Here is a 24,363-nt window from a genome sequence, read left to right as displayed (position 1 = left end):
CGCCGCCTCGCCCGCATCGTCTTCAACCACCTCACTACCGACCAACCCACCGCGAGAACCACCCTCGCAGCCGCGGCTTGACATAGGAGAAACGCGTGTCGAACGATCCGCCGCCGCTCCGACGTACCCGCATGGAGCTTCAGGACGTGGTGCAGCGGCGGATCGACGAACTGGTGGACACCGAGCTCGGTCTTCAGGTCGCGGTGTATCGACACGGCGAGCTCGTCGTGGACGCGGTGGCCGGAGACGGCGTGACCTCGGAAACGCTGTATTTCGCCGCATCCACCGGAAAGGGCGCGTCCGCGACGGTCGCCAACGTGCTGGTGGATCGCGGCGTACTCGACTACGACCGGCCGATCGTCGAGATCTGGCCCGAGTTCGGCATGCACGGGAAGGACAAGGCGACGCTGCGGCACGTGCTGACGCATTCCGTCGGCCTGCCCGCTCTACCGTCCGACACGACGCGGAAAACGCTCCCCGAGCAGGCGGATCGGCTCGCCGCTGGCAAGCCCTGGTGGGAACCGGGCACGAAGATGACCTACCACGCGGAGACCTTCGGCCTGCTCGTCGGTGAGATCGTCCGCCGCGCGACCGGCCGGACGATCTCCGACGTACTGCGGGACATTGTGACCCCCCTCGGCCTGCAGGAAAACGTGTTCTTCGCGCTGCCTGCGGATCAGCGGCATCGGCTCGCCGAGCTCGTGGAGCCTGAGGGCGCCGAGGAGACGTTCGCGATGCTGGCCGGGATGTTCGAGAAGGTCGTACCGCGGGCGATGCGGCCGCGGGCCGCCGTACTGAACCAGTCCGAGCAGCTCGCGATCGAGGACCCGTCGAGCGGAATCCTCAACGCTCGTGGGATCGCCAAGCTGTACGCCGGGTTGATCGGCGAGGTGGACGGGGTCCGGCTGGTCCGGCCGGAGACGGTCCCGGTGATCACCGGGCCGGCGCTGGTCGCACAGGACGAACTGCTCGGCAACCCGGCGACTTTGGCGCTCGGCTACGCGATCGGCCGGCTCGGGTCGACCGCGGAGGAGAGCCCGGCGTCGTTCGGATGGCCGGGCATGGGTGGCAGTGTGGCGTGGGCTGACACGCGTTCGGGGGTCGCGTTCGCGCTGACCAGGACGCTGTTCGATCCGACGGGGTCTGGGTCGGCGGTCGAGATCGGCAACCTGGTTGCGAAAACTCTTTGCTGAAAACCCTTTATTTATATGGTTGCTTCAGCTTCGGGATGCGCGGACGGAGCTCTGGTCGATCCAGACGAGATGGCCGTGGTGACTGACGAGAACCTCGTCGGTCCCGGCCGTCCCGGTCCGGCGACCCAGCTCCTGGCCCGCGATCCAGCGTCCGCCGATGCGGATCTGGACGGCGATCGGCCGCGCCGGTGAGGGGGCTACGGGCATGAGCACCTGCTTAGGGACAGGGGCGGATGATGGAGGAAGTTTGTGGGCCGGTTTCCCAACCAGTCGCAAGCGTACAACCGCAACATGACAGACCGTTAGCGGTAACTGGAATTCGTCAGGGAGCCCCGTTGTCCAAGCCGATCTTCGTCGTGCAGCTGCATGATGCCCGGCGGTTGCACTACGACGTCCGGCTCGAGGTGGATGGGGTGCTGAAGTCGTGGGCGGTGCCGCGCGGGCCGTCGCTGGATCCGATCGTGAAACGGCTCGCGGTGTTCACCACGGACCACGATCTCGAGTACGCGTCGTACGAGGGGGTGCACCGCGACGCGCAGTACGGCAGCGGCGCCGTGATCGTCTGGGACGCCGGCGTCTACACGAACCTCACCCGCGACGACCGGCGGCAGCTGGTCGACCCGGCCGAGGCGATCGAGCGCGGGCACTTGAAGGTGCAACTGCATGGCGTGAAGCTGAACGGGGCCTGGGCTTTCACCCGTACCGGCGGCGACTGGCTGCTGGTCAAGGTGAAGGACGCCGACGCCGATCCGTCGCTGGACCTGACCGTCACCGAGCCCCGATCGGTCCTGAGCGGCCTCACCATCGAGGAGATGGCCGCTTCCTGATCACCAGCCGTCGATATGCAGTACGTCGTCGAGCGGCTGCCGCGGCGCCGGCTTGAAGTTCGTCCCGATCGAGTACGCCGTCGGGATCAGCACCGTCTGCCGGATGTCCTCGGGCAGACCGAGCAGCTCCCCGACCTCTTGCTCGTAGTTGAGGTGCAGGGTGGTCCACGCCGTACCGAGGCCGCGAGCCCGGGCGGCGAGCATGTAGCTCCACGCCGACGGGAGGATCGAACCCCACAGGCCGGCCTGGTTCCCCGCGGGCAGGTTCTTCGCCTGGAGGCACGGGATCACCAGCACCGGGACCAGCCCCATCCGCTCGCCCAGGTACGCGACGCCGTCGCCGATCCGGCGCTGGATCGGCCCACGGACCGGATCGTCGGCGTACAGCTTCCCGGCCGCGCCCGGACCCTCGAGGTACTTCTCCACCGCCAGCCGGTAGTACTCACCGACCGCGGAGCGCTTCTCGGCGTCCGTGATCACCAGCCAGTGCCACGTCTGGCGGTTGCTCCCCGACGGGCCCTGCAACGCGATCTCGATGCACTCCCGGATCAGCTCCATCGGCACCGGCCGCTCGAGGTCGAGCCGCTTGCGCACGGTACGGGTCGTTGTCAGCAGCTCGTCGGGGTTCAAATCCAGGATCTCGGTCACCCCACCATTTCTACAGCCGAGCGGACCAGCGCCGCAGGCGGCCACCCGGATTCCCCACTGTGGACACCACGCCAGGGGTTCTCCCCTGGTCGTGGGGGTTCTCCCCTGGTGTACGGATAGAGAACCCTTCACCGCAATGGATATCCGGGAATGTGTGGCCGGGTGGGGCTGCGTTGAGATGACCGGACTCCACAACTCGGCTGGGGTCTGCAACTGGGGAATCCTGCTGGACGTTCCAGGTGCACTGCATTCCCCACGGCCGCGACCCAGACCCGGACCGGGGAGTCCCACCCACCCGAAACGACCAGTACACCTCCCGGTCGCGCGGGCTTGTCCGGGATCACGCCGAGTCGTGGCGATTGGTTGATCCCGCAACCGCGAGTCGAACGACGTCTCACTCGAAGGGGGTTGGGTCTCCGGAGCCGACGCGGACGACCTCGGGGACGTCTTCGGAGAAGTCGATGACGGTGGTGGGGTCGGTGCCGGCTTCGCCCTCGATGACTGCGTCGATCTGGTTGTCGAGTTCTTCCTTGATTTCCCAGCCCTGCGTCATCGGCTCCTCGTCGCCGGGTAGCAAGAGCGTGCTGGAGACCAGCGGCTCGCCCAGCTCGGCGACGAGCGCCTGGGTGACGACGTGGTCCGGGATGCGCACCCCGACGGTCTTCTTCTTCGGGTGCAGCAGCCGCTTCGGCACTTCCTTGGTGGCCGGCAGGATGAACGTGTAGCTGCCCGGCGTGGCCGCCTTGATCGAGCGGAAGACCGCGTTGCTGATGTGCACGAACTGACCGAGTTGCGCGAAGTTCTCGCACACCAGCGTGAAGTGGTGCCGGTCGTCCAGTTGCCGGATCGTGCGGATCCGGTCGATACCCTCCCGGTTACCCAGCTGGCAGCCGAGGGCGTAGCAGGAGTCGGTCGGGTACGCGATCAGCCCGTCCTCACGCAGCAGGTCCACCACCTGTCCGATCGACCGCCGCTGAGGGTTCTCGGGATGGATGTCGAAATACCTGGCCATGACCGCCGAGCCTACTGCGCGAGCCCGATGGGCTGTGCGGTCACCACCAAGTTGTCCTCGTAGCCGCCGCGCGACGCGTCGTACGCACCCGTGCAGGTGATCAGCACGAGCCGGTGGTCGGTGGTCTGGTCGAACGCGCCGCTCTTCGTCGCGAGCGCGTCCTTCCGCACCGACACGACCGACACGACCCGGTACGACGCCGTATGCCCGGCCCCGTTCAGTACGACGACCTCACCGCGCCGTACGTCGAGCAACCGGGCGAAGAACCCGAGTCCCTCGGTCTTGGTGTCGACGTGTCCGGCCAGCACCACCGAGCCGAACGGATCACCGGCCTGGGCGCCGCCGTCCCACCAGCCGACCCGTTGCGCCTTGACCGGCACCTGGAGCTGACCGGAGACGGTAGTTGCCGGAAGCACCGATGCGCTGGCTCCCCCGGGCAGCACGACCTGTGCCGGGATGAAACGGATGCGCTGGCTTGGTGCCGGCGTACCGACGCGTCCCGGCGGTGCGGAGCTCGGAGCGGTCGGCTCGGCGGCTGACGGCGTACCGCCATGCTTGAAACTGACTGTGGTCGTGGGTGTAGGCGCCGCGCCGTCCGCCTCGGCCGAGCAGCCGGCCAAGGCGAGACAGCACAGCGCCGTACCTGCGAGTCGCCGGTTCAGCGACGGACCACCTTCCGGCCCGTGGCAACTGCCACTCCGAGCGCGGCGAGGAACACCACGATCCAGAGCCCGGACTGGCCGAGGGGGCTCTGCGCCTGGTCGAGCCCCGCCGCCTGTCCGCCGGTTCCGGTGTTCACCTCACTCGGCTTGGCCGACCCGGTGGCCGGAACCTTGATCGTGCCGAGCGCGACGGTCATCGTCTTCTGGCTCGGCGCGCCGATCGCGAACACCCGGGTCAGATACCCGGCCTGCACCGGCAGATCCAGCGGTCCGAGAACTACCGGAGACGTCGCACCGGTAGGCACGATGTCGACCTTGTACGTGCCCGCCGGAACGACCACGTCCAGGGATTCACCGTTCGCGACGTTCTTGAAAAGTACCTGTCCGTTCACCCGGATGTCAGCCGGCCCGACCGCCGCATCGTGCGCGACCCGCAATCCGGCTTTGTCCTTGGGCACCGCGGTCAGCTTGTTTGCGTACGTCGTGATCAGCGGCTTGCCGGTCGGCGACACCGGCTGATGAATGACGACGTCCAGACTCGCGCCGGAGCCCGCCGAAACCGACCGCTGGATCACCACCTTCCCGTCCTGCTTGGCGGTGATCATGCGCTTACCGGAAGCGACCCCGAACGGCCCGACGAGCTTCCCACCGGCAACCCCGGTGGCGACCTGACGCCCGTCGACGCTGATGTCGAGGGTGCGCCCGGGCAGGCCCTGGACGAAGTACAGGTTGGCACCCGCAGCTGCCTCGGCGGGCACGGTGAGTAGTGCCGGTGCAGCCGCGATCAACACCGCGAGCAGCAGCGGAAGCACCCTTCGAATTACCGGACCGTGAATTCTCGTAACCTTTTCATGCACTGCCCGGGATTGCCCGGACACACTCTGTCTCCGCATTTTCTCCCCCTCGGAGTTCACCGCGAAATTGTGAAACAAACGCCCGACCCCATGAATTCGGGCGTATCGTATGCGCAAGTCCGACTTGACCGCCAGAGGTAACCTTTTCTTCTTTGCGGCCAGGACCGTTTTCGAGGGGCGGTGACTTCGTGTCAGGACGCGGGCGTCCCGGGTTCCTCCCGGCCGGACCATCGGGGGTGGAGGAACCTCGGCGCACCCGAACCCGTTATCTGGCCGCGGTCGCGCTGGTGCTGGGGTACAGCGCGGCCGTCGCCTGCTCGGACGGGTCCGGTGCTCCGGTCGCCCCAAGCCCGGGAGTCAGCGGTTCCCTACCGTCCGCGACGGTCACCAGTGCGCCTCAGACGACGGTCGCGCCGAGCGCCGAGCAGGCCAAGCCGGGGATCAAGCTCACCGCGGTGCCGCGGCCGGACGGTTCGTTCGACATCACCGAGAACGTGAGGTTGCCCGCGGCCACGGACAGGGTGCCGTTGCAGCTGCCGGGATCCGGTGAGCACCTTCCCGGAATGATGGCCCGAACGACGCCACTTGTGACCGGCCTGAAACTGCTCGCCGACGACAAGCCCGTGCCGCTCAAGAAGACCACGATCACCGGTGCCGACTTCGTTCCGCTGTCCGTCCGCGCCACCAGGATCGTGCTGACCTACAAGCTGTCGGGCTCGACGGTGCGCGCCACCCCGTCGCAGACATCCCGGGCCGGCGCGGCAATTCGTCCCCTGACCGCGAGCGCCGCGAGCGCCATGCCGACCGACATCACGATCACCAGCGGGCTGCTGAACGTGGTCTGCCCGTTGCTGGACGAGCCCCGGTGCGCGGTCGGCGATCCGCCCCGCCTCACGGTCCGGCCTGGCATCCCGGCCGGCAAAGCCCTCGTCGTACTGCAGCTGAATCTGCCACGCTGACCCCATGAGTGATGAGCGGATCGCGCTGGGCTCGGCGCGAGGCCGGTGGGTGCTGGCCGCCACCGCGCTGGGATCGGGCATGGCGTTCCTGGACGGAACCGTCGTCAACGTCGCGCTGCCGGCGATGGGCGAGGACCTGAACGCCGACATGGCCGGCCTGCAGTGGATCGTGAACGGTTACATGCTGATGCTGGCGTCGCTGGTGCTGCTCAGCGGTTCGCTCGGCGACCGGCTCGGGCGGCGGCGGACGTTCGTCGTCGGCGTGATCTGGTTCGCCGCGGCCTCCGTCGTGTGCGCGATCGCGCCGAACCTCGAGGTGATGATCGCGGGCCGCGTCCTGCAGGGCATCGGCGGCGCGCTGCTCACCCCGGGCAGCCTGGCCATCCTGCAGACGACGTTCCAGCACTCCGATCGCGGTAAGGCGGTCGGGACCTGGTCCGGTCTCACCTCGGTCGCCGCGGCCGTCGGCCCGTTCGTCGGCGGCAGTCTGGTCGACAGCGGGTCGTGGCAGCTGATCTTCCTGCTCAACGTACCGCTCGCTCTGGCGACCGTTCTGGTCACGCTCCGGCACGTCCCGGAGACCCGCGACGAGGAGGCCGCCGGCAAGCTCGACATCAACGGCGCGATCCTCGCGACCGTCGGCCTCGCCGGCATCACGTACGGCCTGATCAGCGCCGGCGACCACGGTTTCGGCGACGCGATGGTGCTGACCAGCCTGGCGATCGGCGTCGTCGCCTTCATCGGGTTCATCGAGGTGGAACGGCGCGGCTCGTACCCGATGCTGCCGTTGAACATCTTCGCCAACCGCCGCTTCACCGGCGCGAACCTCGTCACCGTCGTCGTGTACGGCGCCCTCGGTACGGCGACCTTCCTCGTGGTCGTCTACCTGCAGACCGCCCTGCACTACTCCGCCCTCTGGGCCGGCGCGTCCTTGCTCCCGATGACCGTACTGATGCTGGGCCTGTCCGGGTACGCCGGTGGCCTCGCGGACCGGATCGGCCCGCGCATCCCGATGACCGTAGGGCCGGCGCTGATGGCCGGTGGGTTCCTGTTGATGCTGCGGATCAACACCGGCACGAGCTACTACACCGCCGTACTGCCCGCCGTCGTTCTGCTCGGGCTCGGTCTGGTCGCGACCGTGGCGCCGCTGACCGCGACCGTGCTGTCGTCGGTCGAGGACCACCACGCGGGGATCGCGTCCGGGGTGAACAACGCGGTCGCCCGGTCGGCGCAGCTGATGGCGGTCGCGGCGATCCCGATGGCAGCCGGTATCACCGGCGACGCGTACCGCGATCCCGTTGCCTTCCACAACGGATTCGGGCACGCGTTGTGGATCTCCGCCATCCTCGCGGCGGCCGGCGGCGTGATCGCGTGGGTGACCCTCGGCGATCGCGGCGTACCGCACAAGCACCACCTCGTACACCACCACACACACTGCGCGCTCGAGGCCCCGCCGTACGCCGACAGCCGCACGCCGAGCTGATTTGTCGACTTATCGAGCGAGGTAACGCCGGCGGCTCGTGGGATCGAGGCGCTCGATGGCGTAGCGGAGCATGGTGCGCGGCATCCGGGTCGCGTACCGGTCCAGGAAGGCGCGCAGTTCGTCCTCGGAAACCCGCTTGCCCGCTTCCCGCAACATCCAGCCGGAGGCCTTGTGGACAAGGTCTTCCCGATCGTCGAGGACCTCGGCGGCCAGCTTGTAGGTGTCCGCGGTCTGCCCCTGGCCGATCAGGTACTGCGTGGCGACCAGCGCGATCCGGCGTTCCCAGAGCTGATTGGAGCGGATCAGTGTGTAGAGAGGATCGCGCGGCCTGTCGAGCAGGTAGCCGCCGACGACCTGGGGAGCGCTGCAGTCCACCAGATCCCAGTTGTTGATGTACGCCGTACTGCGCATGTACAGCTCGTAGATCGCGGTGAGCTCGTGCGGGTTCGCCGTACGCGGCTTGAGACTGCGGGACGCGCGATCGGCCAGCACGCAGAGGATCGCGAGCCGATGCTCGTGCACCGGACTGGTCAGGGCCTGCTCCAGTTCGGGCAGCGGGAGGTCGGCGCGCAGGTACGGTTTGAGGATGCCGCGGATCGTCGAGAGCTTCACGCCGATCATCTGGTCGCCGTACCCGTAGCCGCCGGGTTGAAGCTTGAAGTAGCGCGCGAGTACCTCCGCCACCGCGGGATCCGCGGCAGCGTCGACGTCGGCGATCAGGTCCTTAGTACTCAGACCAGCATCCCTCCCGTCGCGCGGAGGTTCTGCCCGGTCATCCACCGGGCGTCCGGACCGGCGAGGAACGCGACCACGTCCGCGACCTCGGCGGGTTCGCCCATCCGGCCGAGCGCCGTGATGCCGACCAGAGCATCCTTCACTGTCGGCGGATTGTGGTCGTGGAACATGTCGGTGTCGGTCGCGCCCGGTGACACCGTGTTGACGGTGATCGCGCGCGGGCCGTACTCACGGGCGGCGATCTTCACGAACTGTTCGAGCGCTGCCTTGCTCGCGGCGTACAGCGAGATCCCGGGGCCCGGCATCACGGTATTGAGGGTGGACAGCGCGACGATCCGGCCGCCGTCGGGGAGGACGCGGCCGGCGCGCTGGATCGCGAAGTACGGACCCTTCACGTTGGTCGCGAACAGCTGGTCGTAGTCCTCGACGGTGACGTCGGCGATCGGCTTCACCATCGCCTGCGCCGCGTTGCAGACGAAGATGTCCAGCGTCCCGGTCGGCTCGGCCGCGCGATCGAACAGTCCGTCGATCGCGGACAGGTCCGACTGATCCGCCCGTACGGCGATCGCCTGGCCCCCGGCTGCCTTCACGTCCGCGACCACCTCGTCCGCGGCCGCTTCGCTGCTCGCATACGTGAAAGTCACCACGGCGCCGTCCGCGGCCAACCGCCGTACGATCGCCGCACCGATGCCCCGCGAACCACCGGTGACCAGCGCTGTCTTACCGTCGAGAACGCCCATACCGCCTTGTCTACCACCCCACTAGGTCCGTCGTTTGTTTACTCTGACAGCGCTTACAGCCTCAGGTCACGCTCCGGGGTCCATCGTCGGCGGACCCGTTGTACGGCTCGCGCGTTGGGGCATACGGTGTGAGGACAGGGCAGTTCCAGATCCGCCAGGACCGCGTTCGTGGCGCTACCCGGGGGAGATAACCCGCGTGACCAGCCACCAAGAGCCGCGGGACGGCGAGATGGTCAGGACGACCTTCGACGCAGTCACCGAGGAGCTGGAACCAGGAGTACTGCTGGTCCGGATGTCCGGCGAGATCGACATCGCCAGCACCGACTTCGCCGCCGAGGCGATCCGCGCCGCGGTCGCGCCACCGGCACGGCTGGTGCTGATCGACGTGTCAGCCGTCACGTTCTGCAGCTCGGCCGGCCTCGGCAACCTGGTCGAGGCCCGCAACCTGGCCGGGCAGCACAACATCACCCTGGCGCTGGTCGGCGTCGGCCGCCCGATCGACCGCCCGCTCAGCGTCACCGGCCTCGGCGGTCAGTTCCGCATCTACAGCACGGCCGCAGAGGCGCTCACCCAGCTCTGACCGCGGATACGGTAGCTTTCGGTGTCTCCGACGAAGGAAAGTCATGGGTGAGCTAGCCAAGATCGTGGTCGTCGTACCGACCTACAACGAGCGGGACAACCTGCCCGTGCTGGCCGGGCTGCTGTCCGACCTGAACCTGCCCGGCCTGGAGCTTCTCGTCGTCGACGACAACTCCCCTGACGGTACGGGCGACGTCGCCGACGAACTGGCGAAGGAGTCGCCGGAGAAGGTCGGCGTACTGCACCGGACCGCGAAGGACGGACTCGGCCGCGCGTACGTCGCCGGGATCACCCGCGCGCTCGACGAAGGCGCCGACATCGTCATCCAGATGGACGCCGACCTGTCGCACCCGGCCTCGGTCGTCCCGACCATGGTCGAGACGCTGCGGACCACGGAGGCCGGCGTCGTGATCGGCTCCCGGTACGTGCCGGGCGGCTCGGCCGCGGCCGAGTGGGGCTGGCACCGACGGGCGCTGTCCGCGTTCGCGAACTTCTACGTGAACGCGATCCTGCGGCTGCACGTGAAGGACGCCACCGCCGGGTTCAAGGCGTGGAAGGCGGACACCCTGCGCTGGATCGACGTGGCGTCGATCGAGAGCAACGGGTACTCGTTCCAGGTCGAGATGAACTACCGCACGGTGAAGCGCGGCCTGAAGATCGCCGAGGTCCCGATCCACTTCGAGGAGCGCACCGAAGGCGTCTCCAAGATGTCGCTGAAGGTGCAGCTCGAGTCGGCCCTGATGCCTTGGAAACTCCTCTTCGGCCGTTCCTAGATCGACCGGGCCGCGGACCCGATCATCCGTTGGACCTCGGCGCGCACCGTGCCGAGGTCCTGGACGTACGCCGCCCAGCACACGCTGATGCTGACGTCGTTGGTCTTCGGCGCACCCCGCAGCCGCACACATTCGCCGGCCAGTGAGTACGTCACGTCGTCCTGACGAAGGCGGCCCGTGAAACCGATCGAGACCGCCTCGAGGATGTTGCCGTTGGGTGGCGGCAGCGCGCGGGCCCGCCCGGCCTGGAACCCGTAGATCGCCTGCTCGTCGGCGAACGCCTTCGCGGCCGGCAGCATCAATGGGAGCGACGGCATCGGACGCGGCGACAACGAGAAGGTTGCGTCCGCGCCGCGATCCCAGGACGTCACCTCCAGGCCGTTCGTGAACGAGTGGACCGTCGTCCAACCGTTCGCGACCTCGACGAAGACGCCCTGACCGAGCGGCGTACCGCGGTCGACGTCGGCCTCTCGGCGCGGATTGCGCGACGGCGTCACGGACGGCGCCGGCTCGTGCGCTGTCGCCTTGGGCCTTGTCGGCTTGAGAGTCGTCTTTTCGGGGGATGCCGCTCGGACCTGCTGGTGTGTCAGTTGGCTGGCGAGCATGAAGACACCTACCAGCAGTACGGCGAGAGCGGCCGTCAGGAGAGCGACCGCACGGCCGCTCGCCGGATTCTGCTGCGACATCAGATCGAACGCGCGATGGAGGCGAGCATGCGATCGCCGTCCTTGAAGACCGGCTTCTGCGCGTCCTTCCGGGCGGCGACGCACAGCGTGACCGTCACGTTGTGGATCGACTCGACGCCGGTCATCGTCGTACACCTGGAGACGAGTGAGAACACGGCACCGTTCGGCGCGGTATAGCGGCCCGAGTAGGTCATCTCGGCCTGGGCACCGATGTTCGAGTTCGCCGGGCTGACCGTCCGTACCGGACCCTGCTTGGCGGCCTTCAGGTGGTCGGCCTTGATCAGCGCCTGCGCGACCGCGACGACCGCCGTCCGCGGGGGAAGGCCGACCGGGCTGACGACGACCATGGCGGCACCGGCTCGGGTCGTGGCGCCGAGCGTGACGGAGTACGTCGTCGAGCGGCTCTTCCGCCAGCCCGCGGCCGGGGTGACGTACACGTCGTCGTACACGGCTATGCCCTTGTCGACGTCCTTCAGCGTCCGGCGCCGCTCGGCGGGCGTGGGCTTGGGGGTGTACGACGGGCTCGGCGTGGTGGACGGGGCGGTGGTCGGGGTCTCAGTGGACGGGCTGGCGGTGGGGGTCGACACCCCATCGGTGAACGTGGCCGTCGGGACCGGGGCGCCTGCGTCGGCGGTGTCGTCGCCACGGCCCGTCAGCAGGACAACAGCACCTCCGATCAGCGCTACCACCACAGCGACGGCGCCAGCCAGCAGCCAGGGACCTTTAGGACGCTTGCCCGGCGGCTGATGGCCGCCTGAGTACGGGCCCTGCGGCAGCTGTCCGCCGTACTGAGGCGGCTGGTTGCCGTACTGGGATGGCTGGCCGCCGTACTGCGGCGGTTGGCCGTACTGCGGCAGCGGAGCGGTGTGTTGCGGCGGTGCGCCGTACGGCTGAGGCGGCGTACCGGGCGGTGGCGGCGGTGCGCCGTACGGTCCGGTCGGGCGGTGGTCGGGGTTCCAGGCAGGCGGTTGCTGATCGCTCACGGCGAGAGCCTCACTAGATCGTTCAAAAGAGTAGGGAGATCCGGTCCCCGAAACCGGCCGCCAGAGGCTACCCCACCCAGCCGCGATCGGCCTAGGGTCAGCCGTAGCCGAGTTCGTGCAGCCGGGCGTCGTCGATGCCGAAGTGGTGCGCGATCTCGTGCACCACCGTGATGTTCACCTCATCGACGACGTCGTCGACGTTCTCGCAGATCGCGAGCGTGGGATTGCGGTAGATCGTGATCCGGTCCGGCAGTACGCCGCCGTAGTCGTGCCCGCGCTCGGTCAGCGGGATGCCCTCGTAGATCCCGAGCAGGTCCGGATCGCTCGCCGGCGGCTCGTCCTCGACGAACACCGCCACGTTGTCGATCAGCGCCGCCAACTCCTCCGGCACCTCGTCCAGCGCCTGCGCCACGAGCCCCTCGAAGTCGCCCCGACTCATCTCGATCACCCCGCCAGTATCTCGTTTTGGAAGCTGGCGCGGTCTCCTCTATGCTTACGGCTGTCCCTGGAGCTTCGGCTCCCGCGGGTCCGAGTCCCCATCGTCTAGTGGCCTAGGACGCTGCCCTTTCAAGGCGGTAACGCGGGTTCGAATCCCGTTGGGGATACGGTCGAAAGACCGGTGCAAGAAGTACCTCGAAGATGCTGTAAGATCATCGAGTCATTTGGCCCAGTGGCGCAGTTGGTTAGCGTGCCGCCCTGTCACGGCGGAGGTCGCGGGTTCGAGTCCCGTCTGGGTCGCCAGGAGAAGGCGGCGGTGTCAACAACACCGCCGCCGAACTTTCTCCCCGGTCAGGTAGCTCAGCTGGTAGAGCGTCCGCCTGAAAAGCGGAAGGTCGGCGGTTCGAGACCGCCCCTGACCACCTTTCTCACCTGCGGTTTCTCGATCTGAGAACTGCCGATCCTCCCGCGATTACCGCAACACGTATGCGGTCAGGGCGAGCATCAGGACAGGCAATACAGTTCCACTCCGCGGCGACCTCAGGGCCGAGGGTGCGGGATGAGGTCGATCGTGACCGGTGGGTCGCCGTACGGCGAGAGTTGGGTGACCGTTGAGGCCGGTCGGAGCTTCGGGTCGGTCTGGAACTGCCGCTCCAGGTGGTCTTCGGCCGCCAAGTCTCCCGCGTCGGAGGCGAGCAGTAGTCGGGCGACCTCGTCGGTATCGGAATCTGTGATCCCAGTGCCGACCTCGTCCCACAGGAGTGTCTCGTGACCGTACCGATGCATGACTTCCATGATCACGTACGTACGGATGAATCCAGGTCCGGATAGCTCCGACCCCGGAGCCACGCCATAGCGCGTGGGATCGAGGCGACCGGCACGGTAGCCCGTCCAGACCTCCGCGGCGGTCTCGAAGGGCGCGCCCTCACCGGTCGGCAGATCGCGGACGTCGAACGAACGACTCCCCGCCTCGAGCTCGGGATCGAACCGCTGCCACTGCGTGCCGTTCCACCATTCAGCGACGACGTGATCACCACGGAAGTCCGGAGGTCCTGGGAAGTAGCCGGTGAAGCCCACCCGGGTCCGCGCCGGGATTCCCTGCTCGCGAAGAGCGGCGACCGCGAGCAGGGAATGATCACGACAGCACCCCGCTACCCGGTCGCCAGGCGGCCGTGGATCCAACAACGGGCCGGGATGCCGTGCCTGATCAAGGTCCAGAAGGGTCGAGACCCAGCGCGAGTTGATCTCGCCGCGACGGTCATCGCGGAGCAAGTGCGCCTCGGCGCGATAATGGAGCACGACATTGCTGACGGCCGCGCAGATCTCCTCGATCCCGGATAGCTCACGGAGCAGCCGACCGTGGCGGCCCGGATCGGAGAAGGCGGAATGTCGCGCGAGTCGGTCCCGAATGGTCATGCGACGATCCTGCCCTGATTTCTGGTGACATTTCAGGCATTTACGGCGGCGTCACCGCCGTCAGAAACAAGCGCAATGACCCGAGCCAGCCAGTGTGATCACGCGACCTTCTCCAGACCCACGGCTGGTATCACCGAGACGAGGACCAAGAACTCGACGTCATCAGCTGGGTCACACCGGCGGCTGTCCTCGGAATCCGTCCGACCTTCAGCCTGGGCGCTCCATCGGCCGGCAGCCTCAAGGAGACCATCGTGGACGTCTTCGCCGGTGGGTCGCTGTCGGTGGAGCTCCTGAATGCCTAAAGACCCCACAAGTGTGGACTGCCTAGCAACGCAGGTATCAGATGGCTGACCGCCCAGCTGGATCTGCTCAAGCCTTATCGCGTGGCCGGACTACTCGGCCGGAACCTACTTCGCCCGAGAAGCCACCTCCGAATCGTTCCGCTCAAACTGGCCAGCGAACCGCACGTTGAGCCGGTCGAGAGAGCGAGCTTGCGGACCTCATCCTGTCGCGGCATGCGCGTCGTGAGTTCGTCGACGTACCCGATTTCCTCGTGGCCCTTCGCTGCCATCGCCCGGATGACGCCGCCAGGCACGTCGTGGGGCGTGAGCAGACCGCATCTCGAAGTCGCGGTACTCGCCCTTCCGACCCCTGGTCCCGCATCTCGGTGTACAACGCGTCGGTCTGATCGCCGGCCAACCGGTCGCGGCTCTCGGCCCAGGCCGCGTGGTAGGTGATCATCATCTGATCACGCACCACCGTGCCCTTGCCCTGAACGCTGGTGATCATGCCTTCGTTCTGGAGCACGCCCATCGCAAGCCGGACCGTGTTCCGAGACACGCCGTACTGCTTTATAGCTCCGCCTCGGTCAGTAGGCGGTCGCAGGCTGGGAGAGGGTTGCGGTAAGGATTTTATCGCGCGCGGTATCGGCTGGTGCATCTCGCGTTCGACGTGGCCTCGATGGTGGCGCTCGGCCGGCGCACAATTGATCCGCGCACGGGAAGCCACTAACGCCCTGATCGACTTTGCTATCACCCGCGCCTGAGCCGGCGGAGAGAACGTCGTCAAGTCTCGCCGGGCGAGGGCGGCGAGCTCGGCACATCCTCGACGAACGGGACCTTGCTGACGCTGTGGTGGTATTGCTCGACGGCGTCCTCCACCGAGAGGTGCCCGAACTGGAGGGACGTCAGCACGCCTTCGAGTTCCGCACTGCAGACCTCTGCGGCAGTGACGCGGGCCGCAAGATCCTGCGATTTGCTCAGGTTGCCGGAAATGACCGACACCAATGAGACGATCAACGCGGCCAGACAGAGCGGGCGCCAAACATCCGCGGCGCTGCCGATTGACAATTGGTCCTTGACGCCGTTGGTGAATGGCGCCCCTCCCAGCGCCGGACCCGCCACGAGGGCAGCGGCCAGGGCGCTGCTGACGATGCTGATATTGGTCAGTCGATTGCGCCGCGGCCGCACGTCGCGCAGGAAGGCAGCGATGCCCGCCCGGCGAGTTTCGATTTGGGTCCGCAACTCCGCGCGGACTCTAGGATCATCAGGCATCCCGCCCCTCCTGCCTCCCCTGGCCGGCTCGGTCCGCGATCAACGGCGGCCGGCGTCGGTGCCAGGTCGTGCAAGGGTCGCAGAGCCGACGATTAGGGCTCCGTCCTCTTCCGAGTCTTGCACCGCCACTTCGCTTTCGCCAGCACCGGCTGCACAAAAGGTTTCACGCTCACGCCGCCGTCCCGTTCTGCTTGTAATACCTCGACGAAATGCTTCACCTTCACGGCGAACAAGCCTCTGGTGCGCCCCCTCGGATTGCAGTATTGCGAGCGGCTAAACACCCTGACAACGCACAGCGCCATCAAATGTTTGTTGCAAAGAACTATTTGAAAGATGTACGCCTGACGCTGGTCGATGCGCTGATGACTGCGCGGCCTCCGAGGGGGCGGCGAGGGTGAGGACTGCGGCCGTCCGATGCTGGACGCCCGGGCAGAAGCCGCCGATCGGCGCCCGACCGTGGGTTCCGCCGACGATTACCACGTCGTCGGATTCGAGGACGTGGGCTCGAAGGTCGAAATCACAACTTCCGTGGTTGAGGCACAAGCCGATCAGAGCGTCGACAGCATCGTCGACTCTCCCGCTTGAACCGCAACGCCTGTCCGGCGACGAGCTCCATGAAGCGATCGCCTGGACGATGTGCGGCGGCACCCCAGCCGTCGGAGCAACGTCACACACGAGTACCGCAGGTATCCGGCTCGGTCGCCGTACCGATTTGTACTGGCCGTCTTTCACATACTGCGATGTAGGCTGACCGGCGCTTGCTGCGTGCAGCACGATCGATCAGGGTTCTGGGGGACAGGGAATGCCGACTCACGAGTGGACCGCGGCAAACGATGGATACAGGTCGCCGCGGAGCCCCTGGCGGAGGGTTCAGATCATCATCGGCTTGGGTGTGCTGGTGTGCCTGGGCGTCTTCGCCGTGCGCTCCATGACGGGTGCGCCAGGAGAAGGTACTCCGGTCCTCGACGCGACCAGCTACAAGACCAACGTCGACTGCCAGGCGAACACAGTCGGATCGCAGGGCACGGTAACGATCAACGGCACGATCACCGGCGACGCGTCGAGCTACACAGTGACCGTTGACGTCCTGGATGCAGCCTCTCAGCAGAGGATCGGCGGTCAGACCTTCGAGGTTCGCGACACGGCCACATTCGGAGGAACCACCCCGGCGCAAGCTCCCATCGGACCGGCAGGCATCGAATGCGAGATCACCAAGGTGGGCGCGGCGCAGTGAGGCCCACCCAGCCTCGTGACCGTACGACCCACGCGGCTGACGCCCTTCGTGGCCTGACGAAACCAGACCCCAACCTCTGGCACGAATGATCGCCGCGCGGCGACCCGGTAAAGCCCCCGTCAGGAGCTTCTCTGCCGCAGGCCCAAGCACATGACAAGGACTGAAGGGCTCTTGCCTCGTCGTGTGGCCATGGCCATGGCTGCTCAGAGATTCATCCCCGCGGTTGACGGGCCGTGACCGTCCGTGACCACTCTTCTCACCTGCGGCTTCTGGGAATCGCCAGCCTCTTCGCCAGGACCGCCCTCAGTCCGGTGGGTGTGGATAACCTTGACACGCGGAGGGGCTGCTCAGAGTAATCTAGTGCCATGACTGCTCAGCCGATGCAGAGCTCGCCGGAAGACCCCAGCGAGATCCTCCGCCTATTACCGGCGAAGTGGCACGAGCAGTTCCTCAGCGAGTACCACGGCGCTCTGGACGCTGCCCACGAGGTATGGCGTTTTCAGCATCTGCGGGACGTGTTGCACCTCTGGCACCTGCGGGCGGTTGCGTACTCCGATCCTGGCTTCGACCAGGCACTGCAAGCGACCCGCGAGGATCGAGCTGACGAGTTCATACCGGCTGAGCAGGCGATACCGGGCTGGCCCGATCGGCTGTGAGCTACCGCGTGGAGTTTCACGCATCCGCATTGGCCCAACTGCAAGGGCTGCCTCCAATGGCATTCGACGCTTTGGTCGAACGTGTCACCAAGCTGGTCGGCGCGCCGTGGGACACGCAAGCCCTCGATCGAGATGAGCCGAGCTTTCGGCAATGCACCTTCGGCGGCCTGGGGCTGCTGTCCTTCCATGTCGACGATGCTCGCACGCAGATCCGGATCTTCGACGTGACATGGGTCGGCTGAGGTATGGCTCGTCGGCCGTTGGTGCTTACGGGTGGGCCTGCGGTGGGGAAGAGTGTGACGGGGCGGGGGCTTGCGGGAGGGCGGCCGCGGTGTGCGTTTGTTGATGTGGATGATGTGCGGCAGCTGGTTGTCGCGGGTGGTGCTGCGCCGTGGGAGGGCGAGGAAGGCCGGGGACAGCAAGGCCTTGGCGTGAGGAACGCCTGCAGTTTGGCTCGGAACTTCGTGGCCATGGGCATTGAAGTCGTCGTCGCTGACGTGCTTACGCCGGAGACCTGCGGTCTGTACAGGCGCGAGCTTCCCGGATGCCTGATTGTGCACCTGACGGTCGGCTTTCCGGAGGCGTTGCGGCGTGCGGCGTCGCGCAAGGTCTGGCTGACCGACGATGAGTTTCGGATGCTTCACGAAGCCGATGTGGCGAATCCTCCGACCGCTGATCACCGCATCCAGGTAGACGAACTCGACTTGCAGAGCCAGACCAAGAAGGTGGAGAGGCTCTGGGAGGGCTAGGGCTTGATGCGGGCGGTTTCGTAGGCCCAGATGGCTATTTCTACGCGGTTTCGGGCGCCTATCTTGCCCATCACGCTGGTCAGGTGGGTTTTTACGGTGCTGAGGCTGATGTGCAGCTCCACAGCGATCTCGGCGTTGGTGCGGCCGGTGGCTGCGGCGATCAGGACCTGTTCTTCGCGAGCGGTTAGTGGATCGACGGGTTGGACCGGGGTGCGGCCGGTCGGTGGTTCGGAGAACGTGGAGAGCAGCCGCGCCGTGATCTTCGGCGCGATCAGTGCGTCGCCGTTGGCGGCGGCGTGGATGGCTTGGACGAGAAGGTCGGGGCCAGCGTCCTTGAGCAGGAATCCACGCGCGCCGGCCTTCAAAGCGCCGTACACGTACTCGTCGAGATCGAAGGTCGTGATCACCACGATCGGCAGTGGGTCTACGACGCCGGGTCCAGCTAGTTCGCGGGTCGCCGCGATCCCGTCCATCCCGGGCATCCTGATGTCGAGCAGACAGACGTCGGGCCGCAGCCGGCGGGCGAACTCCACTGCTTCCAGACCGTCGGCGGCCTGACCGACCACCTCGATACCGGGCTGGGCGTCGAGGATCATCGCGAGCCCGGTCCGGACGAGATCTTGGTCGTCGGCGACGAGCACCCGGATCGTCATCGGCCGGTAGCCGATCGCTGAAGAGGCAGCACCACGTCAACAGACCAGCCGCGGTCCGGATCAGGACCCGCCGCGAACGTGCCGCCGAGCAGCGCGGCCCGCTCAGTCATCCCCACCAGGCCATAACCTCCCGGGTTCCTCGAGGTCGTTTCCCCGTTGTCGCGGACAGTCAGCCGGACGGAGTCGTCGTACGACGTCAGCCGGACGTCGATGCGAGTTGCCTGCTTGGCATGCCGTACGGCGTTCGTGATCGACTCCTGCGCGATGCGGTAGATCGCTGCGCCGACCGCTGGTCCGAGGTCATCGAGGTCGCCCGACACCTCGACCTCGACCCGCGGCCGGTCCCCGACGCTACGAGCGAGCTGTTCCAGGTCGGCCACTCCGGGCTGTGGGGCGAGCGCCGCCGTACCGTCATCCCGCAGTACGCCGACCATCGCCCGCATCTCGGCGAGGGTCCGCGTACCCTCCGCCTCGATGATGGCGAGCGCATCGACCGCGGCGTCCGGGCGAGTGGCGGCGACGGCTCGGCCGGCCTGGGCCCGGATGACGATGGCCGAGACATGATGAGCGACCGTGTCGTGCAGCTCCCGGGCCAACAGCTCGCGCTCCCGGAGACGTACCTGCCCCAGCTCACGATTCCGGGCGGTCCACAGATAGCGGACTGCGAGTCCGAGTGTCGCGGGGAAGAGCAGGAACATGCTGCCGGCCGCGGCCTCACCGTACCCGGGGAAGTCACTGGCGAGTCCCAGCACCAGCGCCACGAGGATGAACGCCAGCCCGATGAGGATCTCGCGGCCGGATCCCCAGCGAACGAGTGAGTACGGCAGCGACACCACACAGATCATTGTGTAGAGGCCGAAGGTCGCGTCCCCACTGATCAGGGCCACGACGTTGACCACGATCAGTACGCCGAACACGGCGGCCACCACGGCCAACGGGTGCGTACGACGCCACAGGAGAGCGCACACGGTCACCGCAGCGACCACGAGCGCGACGGGCCTCCAGACGACGTCCTCACGGAATACGCCTTCGAGAACGGCCGCCGTCAGCAGGCCGGCGACGAGCACCCAGTCGCGCCACACCCGCCTGGGTGCGTCGGGTGCTCGCGGCTCGGCCAGCAGCGAGCGGACGGCGTTTCTCAACATGACCACAGCGTAGGGACTCCGGGCGCCGATCGGATCGGCTCAAAGTACGGGACGCGCCCCAGCTGTTCGGCCGAGGCAAGTCCGGCTCATCGCCCGAGGTGCGGGCCGGCCCCTCGGCCACACGATGAGTCCAACTCTGGCTGAAGGGGATCCACGATGAGGTCGAATCTGTACAGGCTGGGCCGGTACGCCGCACGTCGGCCCTGGGTGGTGATCGGAGCGTGGCTGGTGGTGGCAGCGCTCGTGGTCGCCGCATCCGGCGCGTTTGGGAAGAAGCTCGAGGAGTCGTTCGGAGCGCCTGGCGTGGACTCGCAGTACGCGACCGACCTGCTGTCGGCCGCGGGAGCGGATCAGGCCGGGCTGACCGCGAAGGTGGTCGTGACTCCGCTCGACTCGACGGCGACACTTGCCTCACCCGAACTGCGGGCTGCGCTGGCGCAGGTACGGTCGACCGCGGCTTCGCTGCCGCACGTGCTGGGGGCCGCCGATCCGGTCATCTCGCCTGACGGGCGCGTCGGGCTGATCCGGCTTCAATACCCAGTGCTGGACAAGCTGGAACCGAGCGACCTCGAGCAGCTCAAGACCCTCGCGGCGCTTGAATCGCCACTGCGGATCGAGCTGGGCGGGGATCTCTTCTACGCGTTCGAACAAGGCCAGGCCGGTCTCGGCGAGGCGGTCGGGCTGATCGCTGCGATGATCATCCTGCTGCTCGCGTTCGGATCGATCATCGCGATGGGACTCCCGATCGGGATGGCTGTGTTCGGACTCGCGCTGGCGATCAGCTCGCTGTCCCTGGTCACCTACCTCATCGACCTGCCCAGTTGGGCGCCCGTGCTCGGCAGCATGATCGGCCTCGGCGTGGGCATCGACTATGCGCTGATCATCGTCACCCGGCACCGTGAGTACCTGGCCCGCGGGATGGCGGTCGAGGAGGCGGTCGGGCGCGCTGTCGCCACGGCGGGACAGGCTGTGCTCTTCGCCGGTGGCACGGTGGTGATCGCGATCCTCGGGCTGGTGGTGGCCGGTGTACCGTTCATGACCGCCGGCGGGATTGCCATCTCGCTGATCGTGCTGACGATGGTGCTCGCTTCGATCACTTTGCTGCCCGCGTTCCTGGGCCTGGCCGGGCACTGGATCAACCGCCTTCGGGTACGCCGGGTGCAGTCGTCTCCTGGTATGGGTTGGCAGCGATGGGCGGGGCATGTGTCCAAGCACGCCGCGGCGTACGCCGTCGGCGCCACCGTCCTGCTGCTGGCGCTGGCCGCCCCCGTGCTCGCACTCCGCGTCGGTACGCCCGATGACGGCGCGCTTCCTGAGCAACGCACCGAGCGCCGCGCGTACGACCTGGTCGCGACAGGATTCGGTGCCGGTAGCAACGGTTCGCTGGTGATCGCCATCGACGTCTCGCGGGATCCGGCCGTCGTACAGCCGCTGTCCAACGCCATCCGGGCCGATCGGGGCATCGCGTCGGTCGCACCTCCTTCGGTGAATACCGCGGCCGGCGTCGCGTCGTTGATCGCCGTACCGACGACGGGACCGCAGGACGCTGCGACGATGACGACAGTCAAGCGACTGCGTGAGGAGGTCTTTCCCTCGGTACTGCGGGACAGTCCGGCGAAGGCTCATGTCGGCGGTCAGACGGCGACCCTCGCGGATGTGGGGGCCAAGGTCAACGATCGGCTGCCGTGGTTCATCGGCGCGGTGATCCTCTTGTCCGTCGTGCTTCTCGCCGTGGTCTTCCGGTCGGTCGTCGTACCGCTGAAGGCTGCTCTGATGAACCTGCTCAGCATCGGCGCGTCCTTCGGCGTCATGGTGATGATCTTCCAGTGGGGCTGGGCCGCGGACCTGATCGGGCTGGAGTCGACCATTCCGATCCTGCCGTTCATCCCGATGTTCATGTTCGCCGTGGTGTTCGGGCTCTCGATGGACTACGAGGTCTTCCTCCTCAGCCGGATCCGCGAGGAGTACGTCCGGACCGGTGACAACACCGCCTCGACGATCCACGGCATCACCACCACCGGCCGCGTGATCACCTCGGCGGCACTGATCATGATCGCGGTCTTCGTCAGCTTCTCCCTCGCCGACGACCCAACGGCCAAGATGTTCGGCCTCGGCCTGGCCACCGCCGTCCTCGTCGATGCGACGATCGTGCGACTGGTTCTCGTACCGGCCTTGATGAAGCTGCTGGGAGACGCGAACTGGTGGACGCCGGACTGGTTCAACCGGCGATCGCCCGTGGTCGCCATCGCTGAGCGTGAATCGGTCAGTGTTTCCGACTGAAGCGGCTTCAGTGGCCTGTTGTGCCGTCGAGGGACTCTCGGATGATGTCGGCGTGGCCGTTGTGGCGGGCGGTTTCCTGGATCATGTGGACCAGGACCGCCCGCAGGTTGGCCTCCGCTCCCGACGGCGTCGTGACCACGTCGTCGAGTTCGCCCGCGGCCACGACGGCGCGGGCACGCTCGCAGGTCCGTAGGTACTGCCCGACAACGACGTCGGCCGTCTCATCGGGACCTACGCGGAAGTCCGCATCTGAGTCACCGTCGGTCGGGAACAGATCTGGCTCGGGCAACCCTCCGTAGATCTTGAGGAACCAGCCGTGCTCCGTTTCGGCCAGGTGTTTCACCAACCCCAGCAGGCTGAGTCCAGACGCTGTCATCGGCCGACGCAGCGGCTCGTCGTCGAGCCCTTCCAGCTTGCGGAGCAGGGTGGCGCGGTGGAAGTCGAGCTGTTGTGTCAGCGCGTCGCGCTCGTCAGCCAGACGATTCGGCACGGCCCGCTCCACGGGCGACGTAAACACCATGCGCCGACAATACGACCGACGTACGACGTGTTCGTCTACTTGAGGTGGGGGTGGAGGGTGAGTCTGGCGCCTGTGTCGGCGCGGATGATGGCTCTGTCTCCGAGGGGGGCGGTGAGGGTTACGGTGGCTGTGGTGCTGAGGCCTACGTCTACGCAGCCGCCCTGTAGCGGGCTGTGGCTTCCGCCGATGATCACCATGTCCTCCAACTCGACGACATGGGCTCGCAGGTCGGGGTCACACTTCCCGTGGTGAAGGTTGAAGGTGAGCGTGTTGTCGTCGGCGCGAGTGAGCCTGCCGACCGTGAGGAGGTTGGGGTCGAGCTTGGCGAGGCCCGGTAGTGGGGCGGGGTCGACCAGGGGCTTGAGTACCGCTGCGGAGACTGCCAAGGCGACGATCGGTCTCGACAGGCCCTTCGCAGTGAAGGACCACGCAGGTACGGTCGCGCGGCCCGCGCTCGTGTCCACGTCAACTGTCTTCAAAGCGCCGCCGGTGATCGTGAGTACGCACTTTGATACCGGTACTGCTAGGTGTCCGCAGTTGTCGTACGTGTCTCCGATCGCTTCGGTCAGCGCAGGCCGGGGATCGAGGACGTTCACCGAGACGCTCGGTCCGTCGGTGAAATCGATGCGAGTTGTGCCACCTGATCCGAGTTTTACGCCCGGCGCGAAGGCCACGTACCCGGCCATCCACGCAACTTTCTGCTCACCAGTGTCGAAGCCCAGGCCCGGCGTTCGGGACGAGTACAGGAAGATCCCCTCCGGAGGCTTCGGGATCCCTGCGGTCCGGACGGCTTGTTCGACAGCGCGCGCCCGGTCGACAAACGCCGGAGTCCCAGGGCCGGACGGGATCGGCGTCGGAATCGCGTCATGAGCCGTTGCCGGCTGGGAGGTCGGCGTTGTACTGCTTGCCGTAGAGGGTGACGCTGCCTCGTTCCCGCATGCCGACAGAGTCAGGGCGCTGAGCACAACTAGACAACTGATGGGCCTCATACCCATAGGACGCGCTGGGCATGGCAAATCGTTGCGGCCTTCAGGGGCGAAGGGGGCCTACTAATAGGCGGGTTACGAGGGCAGCTAGGAGTAGAGCCACCAGGCCGGTCAGGGCCGTTAGGGACAGGATGCAGGCGGCGGTGCTCGCCATGGTCAGAAGGCGGGTGGTTTTGGTGAAGCCGTCGGAGAGGATGGCGACTGTGGCCAGGGTGGTGAAGGCTACGGCGGCTGTGACCAGGACGATGTAGTGGTGGCCGCCTAGGGTTGCGGTGGCGGTGAACTTGGAGGCGTGGTCCAGCCACTCGCCCAGCGTGTACATCCAGATCACCGTGGCCAGGTCGGCAGCCATCAGGAACCAGAGGACGATCGCGGCGCGTACGTCGGACCGCTTGCGGACCACTGCACGGTCTGAGGTGCGCGAGAGCAATGCCGGCACCAGATAGCGCCTGGTACTGCGAGTCGGGCCGCGGGTCGGTCCGCGCCCGGCGCGGGGAGTGGTGCGGGTACGGCGGTTGTTGCCGGGGCGGGTGCGGCGGCTGGTAGCTCGAGAGACGACGGTCATGGCTCGCTCCTCGGGAGGTCGATCGGTCGCGCAA

At 67.0% G+C, this 24,363-nt stretch carries 29 protein-coding genes and 3 tRNA genes; 15 read left to right on the top strand and 17 right to left on the bottom strand.

Going from position 1 to position 24,363, the window contains the following annotated elements; all coding sequences use genetic code 11:
• Positions 1–95: 95 nt before the first annotated feature.
• Positions 96–1,193, top strand: a complete 1,098-nt coding sequence (locus EV649_RS31020; protein WP_130387125.1) for a serine hydrolase domain-containing protein — start codon at positions 96–98, stop codon at positions 1,191–1,193.
• 24 nt (positions 1,194–1,217) lie between these two features.
• On the opposite strand, the gene EV649_RS31015 is transcribed toward EV649_RS31020, so the two are convergent.
• Positions 1,218–1,400 (bottom strand): hypothetical protein, encoded by a 183-nt coding sequence (locus EV649_RS31015; RefSeq protein WP_130387124.1) that lies wholly within the window; start codon positions 1,398–1,400, stop codon positions 1,218–1,220.
• Positions 1,401–1,528: 128 nt separating this feature from the next.
• On the opposite strand from EV649_RS31015, the gene EV649_RS31010 reads away from it, so the two are divergent.
• Positions 1,529–2,020 carry a DNA polymerase ligase N-terminal domain-containing protein gene (locus EV649_RS31010; protein ID WP_241998856.1) on the top strand — a complete coding sequence of 164 codons (492 nt, stop codon included), beginning with the start codon at positions 1,529–1,531 and terminating at the stop codon, positions 2,018–2,020.
• Here EV649_RS31010 and EV649_RS31005 read toward each other — a convergent pair whose 3' ends face one another.
• The 4 genes from EV649_RS31005 to EV649_RS30990 form a co-directional block, all read right to left on the bottom strand.
• A complete protein-coding gene (locus tag EV649_RS31005; RefSeq protein ID WP_241998855.1) occupies positions 2,021–2,668 on the bottom strand; it encodes a nitroreductase family protein in 648 nt (215 codons plus the stop codon).
• 394 nt (positions 2,669–3,062) lie between these two features.
• Positions 3,063–3,680, bottom strand: a complete 618-nt coding sequence (locus EV649_RS31000; RefSeq protein ID WP_130387123.1) for an L-threonylcarbamoyladenylate synthase — start codon at positions 3,678–3,680, stop codon at positions 3,063–3,065.
• Between the two features lie 11 nt (positions 3,681–3,691).
• On the bottom strand, positions 3,692–4,300 hold the full coding sequence (locus EV649_RS30995) for a class F sortase (RefSeq protein WP_241998853.1): 609 nt from the start codon (positions 4,298–4,300) through the stop codon (positions 3,692–3,694).
• A gap of 38 nt (positions 4,301–4,338) precedes the next feature.
• On the bottom strand, positions 4,339–5,154 hold the full coding sequence (locus EV649_RS30990; protein ID WP_241998851.1) for a DUF4397 domain-containing protein: 816 nt from the start codon (positions 5,152–5,154) through the stop codon (positions 4,339–4,341).
• 278 nt (positions 5,155–5,432) lie between these two features.
• Here EV649_RS30990 and EV649_RS30985 point away from each other — a divergent pair, with 278 nt between their 5' ends.
• Together EV649_RS30985 and EV649_RS30980 are read left to right on the top strand one after the other, a co-directional pair.
• Positions 5,433–6,155 (top strand): hypothetical protein, encoded by a 723-nt coding sequence (locus EV649_RS30985; protein ID WP_241998849.1) that lies wholly within the window; start codon positions 5,433–5,435, stop codon positions 6,153–6,155.
• Between the two features lie 4 nt (positions 6,156–6,159).
• Positions 6,160–7,638: an MFS transporter gene (locus EV649_RS30980; RefSeq protein ID WP_130387122.1), complete on the top strand. Its 1,479-nt coding sequence runs from the start codon at positions 6,160–6,162 to the stop codon at positions 7,636–7,638.
• 9 nt (positions 7,639–7,647) lie between these two features.
• Here EV649_RS30980 and EV649_RS30975 read toward each other — a convergent pair whose 3' ends face one another.
• Positions 7,648–8,418, bottom strand: a complete 771-nt coding sequence (locus EV649_RS30975; RefSeq protein WP_277875712.1) for a DNA alkylation repair protein — start codon at positions 8,416–8,418, stop codon at positions 7,648–7,650.
• Positions 8,370–9,113, bottom strand: coding sequence for an SDR family oxidoreductase (locus EV649_RS30970; protein ID WP_130387121.1), 744 nt, complete (start codon positions 9,111–9,113; stop codon positions 8,370–8,372). Before EV649_RS30970 ends, EV649_RS30975 begins: the two co-directional genes overlap by 49 nt.
• 196 nt (positions 9,114–9,309) lie before the next feature.
• Here EV649_RS30970 and EV649_RS30965 point away from each other — a divergent pair, with 196 nt between their 5' ends.
• On the top strand, positions 9,310–9,693 hold the full coding sequence (locus EV649_RS30965; protein WP_241998845.1) for an STAS domain-containing protein: 384 nt from the start codon (positions 9,310–9,312) through the stop codon (positions 9,691–9,693).
• Positions 9,694–9,736: 43 nt separating this feature from the next.
• Positions 9,737–10,465 carry a polyprenol monophosphomannose synthase gene (locus tag EV649_RS30960; protein ID WP_130387120.1) on the top strand — a complete coding sequence of 243 codons (729 nt, stop codon included), beginning with the start codon at positions 9,737–9,739 and terminating at the stop codon, positions 10,463–10,465.
• On the opposite strand, the gene EV649_RS30955 is transcribed toward EV649_RS30960, so the two are convergent.
• The 3 genes from EV649_RS30955 to EV649_RS30940 all read right to left on the bottom strand — a co-directional run bounded on the left by EV649_RS30955 (position 10,462) and on the right by EV649_RS30940 (position 12,573).
• Positions 10,462–11,151 carry a hypothetical protein gene (locus EV649_RS30955; RefSeq protein WP_130387119.1) on the bottom strand — a complete coding sequence of 230 codons (690 nt, stop codon included), beginning with the start codon at positions 11,149–11,151 and terminating at the stop codon, positions 10,462–10,464. The genes EV649_RS30960 and EV649_RS30955 overlap by 4 nt on opposite strands.
• On the bottom strand, positions 11,151–12,134 hold the full coding sequence (locus EV649_RS40960) for a hypothetical protein (RefSeq protein ID WP_157996354.1): 984 nt from the start codon (positions 12,132–12,134) through the stop codon (positions 11,151–11,153). The genes EV649_RS30955 and EV649_RS40960 overlap by 1 nt, the downstream gene beginning before the upstream one ends.
• A gap of 97 nt (positions 12,135–12,231) precedes the next feature.
• A complete protein-coding gene (locus EV649_RS30940; protein ID WP_130387212.1) occupies positions 12,232–12,573 on the bottom strand; it encodes a metallopeptidase family protein in 342 nt (113 codons plus the stop codon).
• A 93-nt stretch (positions 12,574–12,666) separates the two neighbouring features.
• Between EV649_RS30940 and EV649_RS30935 the strand changes: the two genes are divergently transcribed.
• The 3 genes from EV649_RS30935 (at position 12,667) to EV649_RS30925 (ending at position 12,994) form a co-directional block, all read left to right on the top strand.
• Positions 12,667–12,739 (top strand) — tRNA-Glu (locus EV649_RS30935).
• Between the two features lie 59 nt (positions 12,740–12,798).
• A tRNA-Asp gene (locus EV649_RS30930) sits at positions 12,799–12,875 on the top strand.
• A gap of 46 nt (positions 12,876–12,921) precedes the next feature.
• Positions 12,922–12,994 (top strand) — tRNA-Phe (locus EV649_RS30925).
• 118 nt (positions 12,995–13,112) lie between these two features.
• On the opposite strand, the gene EV649_RS30920 is transcribed toward EV649_RS30925, so the two are convergent.
• Both EV649_RS30920 and EV649_RS30910 read right to left on the bottom strand, forming a co-directional pair.
• Positions 13,113–13,988, bottom strand: coding sequence for a transglutaminase-like domain-containing protein (locus EV649_RS30920; RefSeq protein WP_241998843.1), 876 nt, complete (start codon positions 13,986–13,988; stop codon positions 13,113–13,115).
• Between the two features lie 1,064 nt (positions 13,989–15,052).
• Positions 15,053–15,541, bottom strand: coding sequence for a hypothetical protein (locus EV649_RS30910; RefSeq protein ID WP_130387116.1), 489 nt, complete (start codon positions 15,539–15,541; stop codon positions 15,053–15,055).
• A gap of 414 nt (positions 15,542–15,955) precedes the next feature.
• Here EV649_RS30910 and EV649_RS40955 point away from each other — a divergent pair, with 414 nt between their 5' ends.
• The 5 genes from EV649_RS40955 (at position 15,956) to EV649_RS30890 (ending at position 18,180) form a co-directional block, all read left to right on the top strand.
• On the top strand, positions 15,956–16,126 hold the full coding sequence (locus tag EV649_RS40955) for a hypothetical protein (protein WP_157996353.1): 171 nt from the start codon (positions 15,956–15,958) through the stop codon (positions 16,124–16,126).
• Between the two features lie 301 nt (positions 16,127–16,427).
• The gene (locus EV649_RS30905; RefSeq protein WP_130387115.1) at positions 16,428–16,775 is read left to right on the top strand and encodes a hypothetical protein; all 348 of its coding nucleotides are present in this window, start codon (positions 16,428–16,430) and stop codon (positions 16,773–16,775) included.
• Positions 16,776–17,140: 365 nt separating this feature from the next.
• Positions 17,141–17,431, top strand: a complete 291-nt coding sequence (locus EV649_RS30900) for a DUF6247 family protein (protein ID WP_130387114.1) — start codon at positions 17,141–17,143, stop codon at positions 17,429–17,431.
• A gap of 56 nt (positions 17,432–17,487) precedes the next feature.
• Positions 17,488–17,673 (top strand): hypothetical protein, encoded by a 186-nt coding sequence (locus EV649_RS30895; protein WP_130387113.1) that lies wholly within the window; start codon positions 17,488–17,490, stop codon positions 17,671–17,673.
• Positions 17,674–17,778: 105 nt separating this feature from the next.
• Positions 17,779–18,180 carry a hypothetical protein gene (locus EV649_RS30890; RefSeq protein ID WP_130387112.1) on the top strand — a complete coding sequence of 134 codons (402 nt, stop codon included), beginning with the start codon at positions 17,779–17,781 and terminating at the stop codon, positions 18,178–18,180.
• Here EV649_RS30890 and EV649_RS30885 read toward each other — a convergent pair.
• Positions 18,177–18,833: a response regulator transcription factor gene (locus tag EV649_RS30885; RefSeq protein WP_130387111.1), complete on the bottom strand. Its 657-nt coding sequence runs from the start codon at positions 18,831–18,833 to the stop codon at positions 18,177–18,179. The two genes, EV649_RS30890 and EV649_RS30885, sit on opposite strands and share 4 nt — an antisense overlap.
• Positions 18,830–19,978, bottom strand: coding sequence for a sensor histidine kinase (locus EV649_RS30880; protein WP_130387110.1), 1,149 nt, complete (start codon positions 19,976–19,978; stop codon positions 18,830–18,832). Before EV649_RS30880 ends, EV649_RS30885 begins: the two co-directional genes overlap by 4 nt.
• A 156-nt stretch (positions 19,979–20,134) precedes the next feature.
• Between EV649_RS30880 and EV649_RS30875 the strand changes: the two genes are divergently transcribed.
• The gene (locus EV649_RS30875; protein ID WP_130387109.1) at positions 20,135–22,258 is read left to right on the top strand and encodes an MMPL family transporter; all 2,124 of its coding nucleotides are present in this window, start codon (positions 20,135–20,137) and stop codon (positions 22,256–22,258) included.
• Positions 22,259–22,265: 7 nt separating this feature from the next.
• On the opposite strand, the gene EV649_RS30870 is transcribed toward EV649_RS30875, so the two are convergent.
• The 3 genes from EV649_RS30870 to EV649_RS30860 form a co-directional block, all read right to left on the bottom strand.
• Positions 22,266–22,748: a DinB family protein gene (locus tag EV649_RS30870; protein ID WP_198682773.1), complete on the bottom strand. Its 483-nt coding sequence runs from the start codon at positions 22,746–22,748 to the stop codon at positions 22,266–22,268.
• A gap of 65 nt (positions 22,749–22,813) precedes the next feature.
• The gene (locus EV649_RS30865; protein WP_130387107.1) at positions 22,814–23,464 is read right to left on the bottom strand and encodes a hypothetical protein; all 651 of its coding nucleotides are present in this window, start codon (positions 23,462–23,464) and stop codon (positions 22,814–22,816) included.
• 343 nt (positions 23,465–23,807) lie between these two features.
• Positions 23,808–24,329, bottom strand: coding sequence for a hypothetical protein (locus tag EV649_RS30860; RefSeq protein WP_130387106.1), 522 nt, complete (start codon positions 24,327–24,329; stop codon positions 23,808–23,810).
• Positions 24,330–24,363 lie beyond the last annotated feature (34 nt).

The organism is Kribbella sp. VKM Ac-2569 (assembly GCF_004216905.1).
In the GTDB taxonomy this organism is placed as follows: domain Bacteria; phylum Actinomycetota; class Actinomycetes; order Propionibacteriales; family Kribbellaceae; genus Kribbella.
Note: the sequence above shows the minus strand (reverse complement) of the source record. Positions and strands in the feature narration are given on the sequence as shown.